At 74.4% G+C, this 13084-nt stretch carries 12 protein-coding genes; 6 read left to right on the forward strand and 6 right to left on the reverse strand.

The window, feature by feature from the left end; genetic code table 11:
• Positions 1 to 3: 3 nt before the first annotated feature.
• Positions 4 to 693: an MtrAB system response regulator MtrA gene (mtrA, locus tag FHX31_RS25110; RefSeq protein ID WP_013284210.1), complete on the reverse strand. Its 690-nt coding sequence runs from the start codon at positions 691 to 693 to the stop codon at positions 4 to 6.
• Between the two features lie 215 nt (positions 694 to 908).
• On the opposite strand from mtrA, the gene FHX31_RS25115 reads away from it, so the two are divergent.
• From FHX31_RS25115 to FHX31_RS25135, 5 genes are read left to right on the forward strand one after another with little or no spacing between them, the layout of a single operon-like run.
• The gene (locus tag FHX31_RS25115) at positions 909 to 1754 is read left to right on the forward strand and encodes a hypothetical protein (protein WP_091330149.1); all 846 of its coding nucleotides are present in this window, start codon (positions 909 to 911) and stop codon (positions 1752 to 1754) included.
• The gene (locus FHX31_RS25120) at positions 1751 to 2362 is read left to right on the forward strand and encodes a DUF4129 domain-containing protein (RefSeq protein WP_184977310.1); all 612 of its coding nucleotides are present in this window, start codon (positions 1751 to 1753) and stop codon (positions 2360 to 2362) included. Before FHX31_RS25115 ends, FHX31_RS25120 begins: the two co-directional genes overlap by 4 nt.
• A complete protein-coding gene (locus tag FHX31_RS25125; protein WP_184977311.1) occupies positions 2359 to 3648 on the forward strand; it encodes a DUF4350 domain-containing protein in 1290 nt (429 codons plus the stop codon). Before FHX31_RS25120 ends, FHX31_RS25125 begins: the two co-directional genes overlap by 4 nt.
• Positions 3645 to 4622, forward strand: coding sequence for an AAA family ATPase (locus tag FHX31_RS25130; protein ID WP_013284206.1), 978 nt, complete (start codon positions 3645 to 3647; stop codon positions 4620 to 4622). The genes FHX31_RS25125 and FHX31_RS25130 overlap by 4 nt, the downstream gene beginning before the upstream one ends.
• Positions 4619 to 5929 carry a DUF58 domain-containing protein gene (locus FHX31_RS25135; RefSeq protein ID WP_013474115.1) on the forward strand — a complete coding sequence of 437 codons (1311 nt, stop codon included), beginning with the start codon at positions 4619 to 4621 and terminating at the stop codon, positions 5927 to 5929. The genes FHX31_RS25130 and FHX31_RS25135 overlap by 4 nt, the downstream gene beginning before the upstream one ends.
• On the opposite strand, the gene FHX31_RS25140 is transcribed toward FHX31_RS25135, so the two are convergent.
• Complete coding sequence (locus FHX31_RS25140; protein WP_013284204.1) at positions 5907 to 6860, reverse strand: stage II sporulation protein M; 954 nt, start codon at positions 6858 to 6860, stop codon at positions 5907 to 5909. The two genes, FHX31_RS25135 and FHX31_RS25140, sit on opposite strands and share 23 nt — an antisense overlap.
• 41 nt (positions 6861 to 6901) lie before the next feature.
• Here FHX31_RS25140 and FHX31_RS25145 point away from each other — a divergent pair, with 41 nt between their 5' ends.
• Complete coding sequence (locus FHX31_RS25145) at positions 6902 to 7870, forward strand: RDD family protein (RefSeq protein ID WP_486481703.1); 969 nt, start codon at positions 6902 to 6904, stop codon at positions 7868 to 7870.
• Positions 7871 to 7877: 7 nt separating this feature from the next.
• Here the strand turns inward: FHX31_RS25145 and efeB are convergent, their stop codons facing one another.
• The 4 genes from efeB to ahcY all read right to left on the reverse strand — a co-directional run bounded on the left by efeB (position 7878) and on the right by ahcY (position 12984).
• The gene (efeB, locus tag FHX31_RS25150; RefSeq protein ID WP_184977313.1) at positions 7878 to 9200 is read right to left on the reverse strand and encodes an iron uptake transporter deferrochelatase/peroxidase subunit; all 1323 of its coding nucleotides are present in this window, start codon (positions 9198 to 9200) and stop codon (positions 7878 to 7880) included.
• Positions 9197 to 10327: an iron uptake system protein EfeO gene (efeO, locus tag FHX31_RS25155; protein ID WP_013284201.1), complete on the reverse strand. Its 1131-nt coding sequence runs from the start codon at positions 10325 to 10327 to the stop codon at positions 9197 to 9199. The genes efeB and efeO overlap by 4 nt, the downstream gene beginning before the upstream one ends.
• Positions 10328 to 10356: 29 nt before the next feature.
• The gene (efeU, locus tag FHX31_RS25160; RefSeq protein ID WP_184977314.1) at positions 10357 to 11295 is read right to left on the reverse strand and encodes an iron uptake transporter permease EfeU; all 939 of its coding nucleotides are present in this window, start codon (positions 11293 to 11295) and stop codon (positions 10357 to 10359) included.
• Between the two features lie 189 nt (positions 11296 to 11484).
• Entirely contained in the window at positions 11485 to 12984 is a 1500-nt protein-coding gene (gene ahcY / locus FHX31_RS25165) for an adenosylhomocysteinase (protein ID WP_013474110.1), read from the reverse strand.
• Positions 12985 to 13084 lie beyond the last annotated feature (100 nt).

The following is a 13084-nucleotide window of genomic DNA, read 5'->3' on the forward strand; positions in this document are numbered from 1 at the left end:
AGGCTATCCGGTACCCGCCTTGTAGCCCACGCCCCGCACGGTGAGGATGATTTCGGGTCGCTCCGGATCCGGCTCGATCTTGGCGCGCAGCCGCTGGACGTGCACGTTGACCAGGCGGGTGTCCGCCGCGTGGCGGTAGCCCCAGACCTGCTCCAGCAGCACCTCGCGGGTGAAGACCTGACGCGGCTTGCGGGCGAGCGCGACCAGCAGGTCGAACTCCAGCGGCGTCAGCTTCACCTCCTCGCCGTCGCGGCTGACCGTGTGGGCCGGCACGTCGATGGTGATCTGGTTGCCGGGCGGGCCGATGGTCAGCATCTCCGGCGCCACGTCCTCGCCGCGGCGCAGCCGGGCCCGCATCCGAGCCACCAGCTCCTTGGGCTTGAACGGCTTGACCACGTAGTCGTCGGCGCCGGACTCCAGCCCGAGCACCACGTCGACTGTGTCGCTCTTGGCGGTCAGCATCACGATCGGCACGCCGGACTCGCCCCGGATGGCGCGGGCCACGTCGATGCCGCTCATGCCCGGCAGCATCAGGTCGAGCAGGACGATGTCGGGTCGGTTGTCGCGGAACGCGGCCAGCGCCCGTTCGCCGTCCGCGACGAAGGACGGCACGAAGCCCTCGCTGCGCAGCACGATGCCGAGCATCTCGGCGAGGGCGGGGTCGTCGTCGACCACGAGTACCCGGGCTCTCATGGGGTTTATCGTTCCATCCCCGTTCGTCTGGAGTGTTCGGCGTCTCCACGAGACCGTAGCGCCGAGCGGCCCCGCGCACCACAGCAAGTCGGCGTGGCCGCCCAGCGTGGCGCGCCGGGGCGGACGGGTCCACCGGATGCGGACCCGCCGTGCAACCATGATCCCCCGGGCGTCGCCCCGCCCGCCACCTCCGCTCGCCCCGCCCAGGAGTACGCGTGCCCGACGCCGGCCCGACCGCGGTGCTGCCGCGCCGTCCGCTGACCGTCGGCGAGCTGCTCGACGCGGCCGTGCTGCTGCTGCGCGACCAGGCCCGGGTGCTCGTCCCGCTCGCCCTGCTGCTGGCCCTCGCCGAACAGGCGGTGCTCCACCCGCTGCGGATGCTCGCCGGGACCGAACCGCCGTTCTGGTGGCCGGCGGAGTTCGGCGACTCCCTCCCCGCGTACTGGCTGCTGCTGGCGGCCGGCGCGGGCACCGAGGCCGCGATCGTCGCGCTGCTCGGCGCCCCTGCGGCTCGCGGCGCCGGCGCGGCGCTTCTGGGGCGCCGTCCCGCACCGTCGGAGCTGCTGCGCGGCGCCCGGCTCGGCGCGGCACTGCCGGCCGCCGTCCTGGTCGGGCTGACCGTCACCGCCGCCGGGCTGACCGGGCCGGGCTGGTTCCCGGCGTACGCGCTGCTCGGCCTGGTGGTACCGGTCCTGGTGCTGGACGGGGTGCCCGCGCACCTGGTGCCCTGGCGGGCGCTACGCCTGGCCGGCCGGGTCAGCGCGCGGGCCGCCGCGATACGGCTGCTGGGCTACCTGGGCTGGTGGCTGATCCGGCTCGGCATCGGGCTGGGTCTCTACCAGGGCCTCACCATGCTGGGCCTGTTCGACGTCTCGGCCTGGGCGCTGCCGGTGACGATCGCCGCCTTCACCGCTGTGAACGCGCTGGCGTACCCGGCGCTCGCCTGCCTGGACGCGGTGCTGCACCTGGAGACCCGGATCCGCACCGAAGGGCTGGACATCCGGCTCTCCCGCGCGCCGGCCGACGTGCCCGAGCCGGTCCTGCTGGCGGCGCACCGGTGAGCCGGTGGTGGACCGAGACGGTCGCGGCCCTCGGTGACGTGGTGCCGCTGCCGCTGGTCGCGCTGATCCTGCTGGCGGTCGCGCTGCTGGCGGCGCTGGGCTGGTACTTCTTCCCGGCCTGGGTGCCCCGCCGGCTGCCCCGGTTCAGTCTCCCCCGGTGGCGGCGTCCACGGCTGCCCCGGTTCCGCCTGCCCCGGTTCCGCCTGCCCCGGTTCCGGCGGCGCAGCCGGAAGCGCACCGATCCGCCGCCGGTACGCCTGCCCGCGCCCCGGACCCCGGAACCCGTGCCGGCAGGCGGGCTCGGGCCGGCCGACCGGCTGGCGGCCGAGGGCCGGTACGCCGAGGCGGTCCGGGAGCGCCTGCGCGAGATGGTCCGGCTGCTGGTCGTCCGGCAGGTGGTGGAACCCCGCCCCGGGCTCACCGTCGTCGAGCTGACCGAGGCGGCGGCCCGTAACCGGCCGCAGGTCCGGCCGACGCTGCACGCGGCCGGGGCGATCTTCTCCGACCTCTGGTACGCCCAGCGTCCCGCGACCGCCGCGCACGACCGGCGGATGCGTGAACTCGCCACCGACCTGAGCCGCGACCTGACCGGGGAGGAGCCGCGGTGACGGCCACAGTCGTACCGGAGACCGTGACGGCGGCGCCACGCCGGCGTCCGTACCGGTTGATCGTCCCGCTCGGGCTCGCAGTGCTGTTGATCGTGACCACGCTCGTGCTGCGCGCGGTCGACCGGCCCGACGCCGACGAGCCCGGTTTCCTGTCCCCGGTCGCCACCGACGACGACGGCGCCAGCCTGCTCGCCGAGGCGCTGCGGACGCAGGGCGTGCCGGTACGCCGGGAGACGGATCTGGCGGCGGCGCTGCGTACCGCCGGGGCCGGGCCGAGCACGCTGTTCGTGCCCGCGCCCGGCCTGGTGCACCCGGACCTGCTCGACGGGCTGACCACCCTGCCGCCCGGCAGCCGGCTGGTGCTCGTCGAGCCGTCCCGGCGGGTGCTCGCCGAGTTGGACACCCCTGTCGAACCGGCCGGCGGGCGCTGGGCCGCCCGCGCGGTGCCGCCGGACGCCGACGGCACGCCCTGCCCGCTGCCCGAGGCGGTCCGGGCCGGCACGGCCGCGATCGACCTCCAGCGGTACGCCGGGCCGGCCGAGGTGGACCACTGCTACGGCGGCGCGCTGCTGCGCGTCCCCGGCCGGGTCGAGGTGGTGCTGGCCGGCGCCAGCGACCCGTTCCGCAACGACCGGATCGGCGAGTGGGGCAACGAGGCCCTCGCCACCGGCCTGCTCGGCGGCGACCGCCCGCTGGTCTGGCTCGACCTGCCCGAGCCGGCGTCGGCCCCGACCGGTCCGAGCTGGTCCCCGGAGCCGTTCACCGAGGAGCCCGCCCCGGCCGGCAGCGGCAGGTCGGAACGGCCCGACCCGCCCGACCGCGCCGACCCGCCGCGGGAGAACCCGCTCTGGGGCGCCTTCCCGCAGTGGTTCTGGGCCCTCCTGGTGCAGCTCGCCCTGGCCGGCCTGCTCGTGGTGCTCTGGCGGGCCCGCCGGCTCGGGCCGCCGGTGTCGGAGCCGCTGCCGGTGACCGTCCGGTCCGCCGAGACGGTACGCGGCCGGGCGCGGCTCTACCGCCGGGCGGGCGCCCGGGACACCGTCGCCGCGACGCTGCGCGACGCCGCGCTGGACCGGCTGACGACCCGGCTCAACCTGCCCCCGGGCACGCCCGACGACGAGGTGGCCGCCCGGGTCGCCGAGCGCGCCGGCGCCGACCCGGAACGGGTGGCCGACCTGCTCTACGGCCCCGCCCCGGAGAAGGACCGCGAGCTGCTGGAGCTGGCCCGCGAACTGGACGTCCTGACCCGTACCCTGGCCCCGCATCCCAGCGAAGGAGACACCCGGTGACCGGACCCGTCACGACCACCGCCCCGTCCGGCGCCCGCGCCGCCCTGCACCGGCTGCGCGCCGAGGTCGCCAAGGCCGTCGTCGGGCAGGACGCCGTGGTGACCGGCCTGGTGATCGCCCTGCTCTGCCGGGGGCACGTGCTGCTGGAGGGCGTACCGGGAGTGGCCAAGACGCTGCTGGTGCGGACGCTGGCGGCCGCGCTCGACCTGGACGCCAAGCGGGTTCAGTTCACCCCCGACCTGATGCCGGGCGACGTCACCGGCTCGCTGATCTTCGACCAGCGCACCGCCGCGTTCACGTTCCGGGAGGGGCCGGTCTTCACCAACCTGCTGCTCGCCGACGAGATCAACCGCACCCCGCCCAAGACGCAGTCGGCGCTGCTGGAGGTGATGGAGGAGCGGCAGGTCTCCGTCGAGGGCGAGCGCCGCCCGCTGCCCGACCCGTTCATCGTCGCGGCCACCCAGAACCCGGTCGAGTACGAGGGCACCTACCCGCTGCCCGAGGCGCAGCTCGACCGTTTCCTGCTCAAGCTGACTGTGCCGCTGCCGGAGCGCGAGGAGGAGCTGGGCGTGCTGCGGGCGCACCACGCCGGCTTCGACCCGCGCGACCTGCGTGCCGCGGGCGTACGCCCGGTGGCCGACGCGTCGGACCTGGCCGCCGCCCGGGCCGAGGTGCGGATGGTGCACGTGGCCGAGCCGGTGCTCGGCTACATCGTGGACCTGTGCCGGGGCACCCGGTCCGCTCCGGCGCTGGAGCTGGGCGCGTCCCCCCGGGGCGCCACCGCGCTGCTCAACGCCGCCAAGGCGTGGTCCTGGCTGGCCGGCCGCGACCACGTCACCCCGGACGACGTCAAGGCGGTCGCCCGGCCCACGCTGCGGCACCGGCTGCGCCCGCGTCCGGAGGCGGAGCTGGAGGGCGTGACTGTGGACGCCGTGCTGGACTCGGTGCTGGCCACCGTGCCGACGCCGCGATGACCTGGCGGGCGGGTCTGCTGCTCGGCGCGGGCGCGCTGACCCTGCCGGCCTGGCCGGCGCCGTTCCTCGGCGTCGCCGTGCTGACCGCGACGGTGCTGCTGCTGGTGCTGCTCGACCGGGCGATGGCGGTCCCGCCGGACGCGCTCACGGTGACCCGGTCCGGGGAGCGGACGGTCCGCCTCGGCGGCACCGCCACCGTCACGCTGCACCTGGCCAACCCCACCGACCGCACGCTCCACGCCCAGGTACGCGACGCCTGGGTGCCGTCGGCCGGGGCGCGCCCGGACGTGCCGCCGGACCGCCTGCTCACCGTGCCGCCCGGTGGCACCGCCACGCTGCCGGTCCGGCTCACCCCGACCCGGCGCGGCGACCGGCCGGCGGTGGCGCTGACCGTACGCTCGCTCGGGCCGATGCGCCTGGGCGCCCGGCAGCGCGCCGGGCAACCCGCCACGCCACAGTGGACGCTGCGGGTGCTGCCACGCTTCGACTCCCGCCGGCACCTGCCCGAGAAGCTGGCCCGGCTGCGGGTCATCGACGGCGTGCAGGTGACCCGGGGGCGCGGTCACGGCACCGAGTTCGACACGCTGCGCGAGTACGCGGTGGGCGACGACGTCCGCTCGATCGACTGGCGGGGCAGCGCCCGCCGCGCCGACGTGCTGGTGCGCACCTGGCGCCCGGAGCGCGACCGGCGGCTGGTCTGCGTCCTGGACACCGGCCGCACGTCGGCGGTACGCCTCGGCGACGAGCCGCGGCTGGACACCGCCATCGACGCGGCGCTGCTGCTCACCGCGCTCGCCGCCCGGGCCGGTGACCGGGTGGACCTGCTGGCGGCGGACACGGAGATCCGGGCCCGGGTGACCGGCAGCGGCCGTCCGGCGCTGCTCGCCCGGCTGGTCGACGCGGTGGCGCCGTTGCAGCCCGCGCTGGCCGAGACCGACTTCGAGCTGATCGCCGCCGAGGTGCTGCGCCGGGAGCGGCAGCGCAGCCTGGTGGTGCTGTTCACCGCGCTGGAGGCGGGCGCGATCGGCGACGGGCTGCTGCCGGTGCTGCCCCGGCTGGCGACCCGGCACCGGGTGGTGCTGGCCGCGGCCGGCGACCCGGTGCTGAACCGGCTCGCCACTGCCACCCCGGCCGGCCCGGACGACCCGTACGCGGCCGCATCGGCGTGGCGGGCGCTGGCCGAACGGGACCGGGTACGCGCCGCCCTGTCGCGCTACGGCGTGACTGTGGTGGACGTACCGGGGCACCGGCTGGCCCCGGCCGTCGCCGACACCTATCTGCGGCTCAAGTCTCTCGGCCAGCTCTGACCGCGCGCCGGCCGAGCACCAGCGCGTACGCCAGGAAGGCCAGCCACACCGCGGCGCCGGCGGCCACCCGCAGCGGGATCGGCACCGGCGCCGGGGTCACGAACGCCTCGATCAGCGCGGAGACCGCGAAGAGGCCGACCAGGCCGGCGGCGACCACGACGGCGAGCCGTCCCGCCTCGGCGACCGCGCGGCCGCGCCCGAGGTGCGCGGGCGGAGCGATCCAGGCCCAGGCGGTCCGCAGTCCGACCCCGGCGGCGACGAAGATGCCGGTCAGCTCCAGCAGCCCGTGCGGGGTGATCATGCCGAAGAAGACGTCCGCCCGGCCGTAGGAGATCATCACGCCGCCGACCACGCCGATGTTCAGCGCGTTCTGCCACAGCAGCCAGAGCACCGGCACCACGAGGACGCCGGCGGCCAGGCACTGGGCGGCCAGCCAGGCGTTGTGCGTCCACAGGTGGAACGCGAACGTGGGCGCGGCGAACTCGGTGTAGTAGCCGGCGAAACCGGAGTCCACGAGCTGCCGGGCCGCCTCGGGGCCGACGAACGCGGCGGCGGTGTCCGGGTTACCGGCGACGAACCAGATGAGGAAGGCGCTCAGGGCGCTGAACGCCGTGGCCACGCCGCACCACCACGGCCAGGCCCGGTAGAGGGCGGCGGGCAGGTCGGCGGCCAGGAACCGGCCCACCGCCGCCCAGGACAGCCGGGGGCGGCCGGTGACCCGGGCCCGGGCGGCGAGGACCAGGTGGGACAGGCGGTTCACCAGCGTCGGCTCGGGTGCCCGGGCGCGCAGCGCGGAGAGGTGTGTGGCGCTGCGCTGGTAGAGCGCCACCAGTTCGTCGACCTCGGCCGCGTCGAGGCGACGCCGGCCGGTCAGGTGTTCCAGCCGCCGCCATTCGGCGCCGTGCTCGGCCACGTACGCGTCGAGATCCACTCACCCTCCCCCGTTCGGCGTCCATGGTGTTCACTGTCGGGGTGCGCGCGCAACCTCCCCCACCGCCCAGTTGGGCCGATGCCGGTCTGGTCAGCGGCGAGGCGGTGGAGCTGGACGTCCGGGTGGCCCGGCTGGGCTCCCGGGTGCTCGCCCTGCTGATCGACGCCGTGATCCAGCTCGTGCTGTTCCTGCTGCTCGGCGCAGTGCTGGCCATGGTGGCGCTCGCCCTGCTGGGCGACCTCCTCGACGCCGCGCTGGCCGGCGCGCTCCAGGTCGTGCTGCTGGTGCTGGTCCTGCTCGGCTATCCGGTGGTGATGGAGCGCTTCGCCGGTGGCCGGACGGTGGGCAAGCTGGCCGTGGGGCTGCGGGTGGTGCGGGCCGACGGCGGCCCGGTGGGGGTGGGCCAGTCGCTGACCCGGGCGCTCGTGGGCGTCGCGGTGGAGTGGCCCGGGCTGGTGCTGCCGCTGCTGAGCTGGGCGGCGAGCGTCACGGTGATGCTCACCGACCCGCGCGGCCGCCGGCTGGGTGACCTGGTCGCCGGCACGCTCGTGGTGCACAGTCGAGGCGCGCCGCTGTGGCGGCCGCTGCCGCCGGCTCCGCCGCCGCTGCTGGCCTGGGCGACCACGCTCGACCTGACCCGGTTCGACGACGGGCTGGCGCTGGCCGTCCGGCAGTATCTGGACCGGCTGCCTCAGCTCGCCGAGCCGGACCGTTCCCGGCTGGGCCAGGCGTTGTGGGTGGAGGCCGCGGCGGTCACCTCGCCGCCTCCGCCGTGGTCCGCGCCGGACTGGGTCTACCTGTCCGCCCTGCTGGCCGAGCGGGGGCGCCGGGCCGCGCTCCGGCTGGGCCGCGCCCGGGCGGTCACCGCCACGCTCTGGCCGGAGCTGGTCCCGCCCCCGGCCGCGGTGCCGCACGCCGTCGCGCCGGCCACCCTGCGTCCCGCCGCGCCGGCCGTCGGCCGGTTGCGGTCCGCGGCGCCGGAGGCCGCCCCCGATCCGGTACGCCGCTGAGCCGGGCTCAGCCGAACAGCCCTCGCCCCCACCAGTCGGCGGCGTCGCGTACGCCGGGCGGGCAGGCGAACAGGCCGCTGGAGACGTGCCGCAGGTACTCGTTCATCGCGTCGTTGCGGGCCAGCCGGGTCTGGATCGGCACGAACTGCCGGCGCGGATCCCGCTGGTAGGCGATGAAGAACAGACCGGCGTCGAGCCGGCCCAGCCCGTCCGAGCCGTCCACGAAGTTGTAGCCGCGGCGCAGCAGGCGGGCGCCGTTGTTCGCGTCCGGGTGGGCGAGCCGTACATGTGCGGTGTCGGCGATGAGCGGCTCCCCGTCGTCGCCCTTCGCGGCGAAGTCCGGTTCGTCGAACTCGTCCCGGAGGCCCAGCGGCGCGCCGCTGCCCTTGGTCCGCCCGACGATCATCTCCTGCTCGGCCAGCGGGCTGCGGTCCCACGTCTCGATCAGCATCCGGATCTTCCGGGTGACCAGGTAGGAGCCACCCGTCATCCACTCCGGGCCGTCATCGGGCTGCACCCAGAGCTGGTCGCGGAGCAGGCCCGCGTCCTCGGCCTTGAGGTTGGCGGTGCCGTCCTTGAAGCCGAACAGGTTGCGCGGCGTGGCCTGGTCCCGCGACGTCGACGAGGTACGCCCGAAGCCGAGCTGCGACCAGCGGACGCTCACCACGCCCATGCCGATCCGGGCCAGGTTACGGATGGCGTGCACCGCCACCTGCGGATCGTTGGCGCAGGCCTGGACGCAGAGGTCGCCGCCGGACAGCTCCGGCCTGAGCGCGTCCCCGGCGAAGTGCGGCAGGTCGACGAGGGCTGCCGGGCGGCGGGCGGCGATGCCGAAGCGGTCCCGGCCCTGCGCGTCGCGGAACAGCGTCGGCCCGAAGCCCACAGTGAGGGTGAGCTGCGACGGGGGCAGTCCGAGCGCCTCGCCGGTGTCGTCCGGCGGAGCCTCGGGCATGCCGCCGACGGCGCCGATCACCCCGGCGTCCTTGCCGGCGGTCATCCGGGCCGCGGCGGCGGTCCACTCCTGGAGCATGGCGACGAGCCGGTCCCGGTCCTTCGTGACCACGTCGAACGCGACGAAGTGCAGTCGGTCCTGGGCCGGGGTGGTGATGCCGGCCTGGTGTTCGCCGAGGAACGGCACCGACCCTGCGGCGGAGCCGGTGGCTGAGGCCTCGTTCCCGCCGGCGAGCAGCGCACCCGCGCCGCCCGCCACCCCGGCGACGCCGGCCACACCGGCGCCGGCCAGGGTCATCGCCCGGCGCCGGGACAGGCCGCGACCAGTCCGCTCGCGGTTCGGCTCGCTCGTCGCGTCACCACCGGCCGGGCCGGTCATCGCGCGACTGCCGCCGCGACCTTGCTGACCGGCTCGGCCAGCGCGTTCACCGCATCCGACAGCTCCTTGAGCTCGGCCTTGCCGAGCTGGGTGTGCAGCTTCCAGCCGTCGCCGTCCCGGTGCTTGCCGAGGGTTGCCTCCACGTTCGCGAACTCGCTGTCGAGCTGCTTCACCAGGTCGGGCGCGCGCTGCTCCAGCGCCGGGCGCAGCGCCGCGATCGCCGCCTTCGAGCCCTCCAGGTTGGCGTTGAAGTCCCAGAGGTCGGTGTGCGAGTAACGCTCCTCCTCGCCGGTGATCTTGCCGCTGGCGACCTCGTCGAGCAGCGCCTTGGCGCCGTTGGCGAGCTGGAGCGGGGTGAGCTTCTCGGCGTCCGCCTTGGCGACGATCGCCTTCACGTCGACCAGGAGCCGGTCGGCGATCGGGCCGTCCTTGCTGACGTCCCCGGTGGTCCAGAGGTCCTTCTCGATCCGGTGGAAGCCGGTGAACTCCATGCCCTCCTCGACCACCTCCTCGCGGCCGTCGATCTTCGGGTCGAGGTCGCCGAAGCTCTCCGCGACCGGCTCGATCCGCTCCCAGTAGGTGCGGGCCACCGGGTACAGCGCCTTGGCCTTGGCCACGTCGTTCGCCTTGACCGCCGCCACGAACTCCTCGGTCTTCGTCAGCAGCGCGGCGGTCTGGCTGCGCACGTACCGCTGGTAGCTCTCGGTGGCCTGGGTCAGCGCGGCGTCGGGGGCGACTGTCGCGGCGGTTCCGGAGACCTTCAGCGCGCCCCGGATGCCCCGGCCGCTCATCCCCGGCTTGCAGGCCGTCTCGTACGTGCCGGCGGTCAGCTCGACCCGCAGCTCGCGGCTGAGCCCGGGGGCGATGTTCTCCACCTCGCCCATCACCCGGTCACCGGCCGCGTAGACGTAGAACTCGTTGACCTTGGAACCGGTGTTCGTCACCTTGAAGGTCACCTGACCGGCGTCGATCTCGGTGTCGCCGACCTCGCAGACGGTGTCGGTGGCCTTGACGGCGATCGGCCCGCCGTTCGTGGCGTCGGCGTCGTCACCGCCCCCGCAGCCGGTCAGGCCGGCGACGGCGAGCAGCCCGGCGGCGGCGGGCGCGACGAGTCGAGTGGTACGCATCGTGCGGGGTCTCCTCGGAAACGGGCGGGTCAGGAGCGGGGGGACGGAACGGCGGCGTCGGCCGGCGCGGCGGACGTCTCGGCGGACGTGTCGGCGGACGTGTCGGCGGCCGGCTCGGCGGGCTGAACCGGCTCGGCGGACTGCACCGGCTTCGCGGGCTTGGCCGGCTTGCGCAGGAAGAGGACGAGCACCGGCACCGCGTACGCGACCCAGGCGACCAGTTCCAGCACCGTCGGCGCGGCGGTGACGTTGAACATGCCGGCGAGCAGCGCGCCGTACCAGGAGCCCGGGTCGAGCGTGCCCGAGATGTCGAAGGCCAGGTCGTTCAGGCCGGGCAGCACGCCGGCCTCCTGGAAGTCGTGCACGCCGTACTTGAGGATGCCGGCCGCGACCAGGATGAGCAGCGCGCCGGTCCAGGTGAAGAACCGGCTCAGGTTGATCCGTACCGCGCTGCGGTAGAGCAGGAAGCCGATCACGACGGCGGTGGCGATGCCGCCGGCCAGGGCGAGCAGCGAGCCGGGCCCGGTTCCGCCGGCCGCGCTCTCGGCGGCGGCGTAGAAGATCAGCGCGGTCTCCAGGCCCTCGCGGATCACGGCGAGGAACGCCATGCCGGCGACCGCCAGGGAGCCGACGGCGAGCGCGTCGGTGAGCTTGCCGCGCAGCTCACCGGCGATGGTGCGGGCGGCCCTGCGCATCCAGAAGATCATCCAGGTCACGAAGACCACGGCGGCGACCGAGGTGACCGCCTCGAACAGCTCGCGCGACTCGGAGGTGCGCAGCAGCGAGGTGGAGGTGTACTGGATCAGGGAGCCGAAGCCGACGGAGAGCGCCAGGGCCAGGCCGACGCCGACCCACACCTGCGGCAGCCGGTCCCGGCGCTGCGACTTGACCAGGAAGGCGACGAGGATGCTGACCACGAGGGTCGCTTCCAGGCCCTCGCGCAGGCCGATCAGGTACGTGGCGAACATGGATACTCCGTAGTCAGGCTTGCCTCAGTTAACTTAGGGCAGCCATACCTTGCTCCTGTTCACAGCAAACGTCAAGCCGATCCGGGTAACGTCACCTGGTTCGACATCCGCCGGACTCCCCCCGTACGCGAAAAAGGACCGGGGCGGCCGCGCGGCGGCCGACCCCGGTCCTTTCGGGAAGCGTGGGACTCAGTAGCGGTAGTGGTCCGACTTGAACGGGCCCTCCGGGGAGACGCCCAGGTAGGCGGCCTGCTCCTTGGTCAGCGTGGTCAGCTTCGCGCCGAGCGCGTCCAGGTGCAGCCGGGCGACCTTCTCGTCCAGGTGCTTGGGCAGCACGTAGACGCCGATCGGGTATTCCTCGGTCTTGGTGAACAGCTCGATCTGGGCGATCGTCTGGTTGGCGAACGAGTTCGACATCACGAAGCTCGGGTGGCCGGTGGCGTTGCCCAGGTTCAGCAGGCGGCCCTCGGAGAGCACGATGATGGCGTGGCCGTCGTCGAAGCGCCACACGTCGACCTGCGGCTTGATGTTCTCCCGGGTCACGTCGCTGCGCTTGGCCAGGCCGGCCATGTCGATCTCGTTGTCGAAGTGGCCGATGTTGCCCACGATGGCCTGGTGCTTCATCCGGGCCATGTGCTCGTTGGTGATGACGTCGAAGCAGCCGGTCGCGGTGATGAAGATGTCGGCCTGCTCCACCACGTCGTCGAGCGTGGCGACCTGGTAGCCGTCCATCGCCGCCTGGAGCGCGCAGATCGGGTCGACCTCGGTCACCACGACCCGGGCGCCCTGGCCGCGCAGCGACTCGGCGCAGCCCTTGCCCACGTCGCCGTAGCCCATGACGACAGCCATCTTGCCGCCGATCAGCACGTCGGTGGCGCGGTTGATGCCGTCGATGAGCGAGTGGCGGCAGCCGTACTTGTTGTCGAACTTGCTCTTGGTCACCGAGTCGTTGACGTTGATGGCCGGGAAGAGCAGCGTGCCGGCGCGGTGCATCTCGTAGAGCCGGTGCACACCGGTGGTGGTCTCCTCGGTGACGCCCTTGATGCCGGCGGCGATCCGGGTCCAGCGCTGGCCGTCCTCGGCCAGCGAGCGGTGCAGCAGTTCGAGGATGACCGCGTACTCCTCGGAGTCGGCGGACTCGACCGGCGGCACGACGCCGGCCTTCTCGAACTCGGCGCCCTTGTGGACGAGCAGGGTGGCGTCGCCGCCGTCGTCCAGGATCATGTTCGGGCCCTGCCCGTCGGGCCACGCCAGCACCTGCTCGGTGCACCACCAGTACTCCGGCAGCGTCTCGCCCTTCCAGGCGTAGACCGGCACGCCGGCCGGGGCCTCCGGGGTGCCCTCGGGGCCGACCACGATCGCCGCGGCGGCGTGGTCCTGGGTGGAGAAGATGTTGCAGGACGCCCAGCGGACCTGCGCGCCGAGCGCGACAAGGGTCTCGATCAGGACGGCGGTCTGAACGGTCATGTGCAGCGAACCGGTGATGCGGGCGCCGGCCAGCGGCTGGGCCTCGGCGAACTCACGCCGGATCGCCATCAGGCCGGGCATCTCGTGCTCGGCGAGCCGGATCTCCTTGCGCCCGAACGCGGCGAGCGACAGATCCGCCACCTTGTAGTCGCCCTCGGCGAGGGTGCTCGGCCGGGCCTGCGACGACGCGCCGCTGGAGGCCGCCGGGAGGGTGCTGGTCATGGAAGCTCCTGTCGAACGATGGTGGTGCGCAGCCTTCCACCTTACGCTCGCGGGCCACTCGACCCGTGCCCGGTTGGCCGACCGCGCAATCGGCCGGTCG

The organism is Micromonospora sp. CNZ286 (genome assembly GCF_014207755.1).

Excerpts from the sequence above, each read along its gene's own strand:
- mtrA (WP_013284210.1), bottom strand. The coding sequence starts at position 693 with ATGAGAGCCCGGGTACTCGTGGTCGACGACGACCCCGCCCTCGCCGAG.
- FHX31_RS25135 (WP_013474115.1), top strand. The coding sequence starts at position 4,619 with ATGACCTGGCGGGCGGGTCTGCTGCTCGGCGCGGGCGCGCTGACCCTG.
- efeB (WP_184977313.1), bottom strand. The coding sequence starts at position 9,200 with ATGACCGGCCCGGCCGGTGGTGACGCGACGAGCGAGCCGAACCGCGAG.
- efeO (WP_013284201.1), bottom strand. The coding sequence starts at position 10,327 with ATGCGTACCACTCGACTCGTCGCGCCCGCCGCCGCCGGGCTGCTCGCC.
- efeU (WP_184977314.1), bottom strand. The coding sequence starts at position 11,295 with ATGTTCGCCACGTACCTGATCGGCCTGCGCGAGGGCCTGGAAGCGACC.
- ahcY (WP_013474110.1), bottom strand. The coding sequence starts at position 12,984 with ATGACCAGCACCCTCCCGGCGGCCTCCAGCGGCGCGTCGTCGCAGGCC.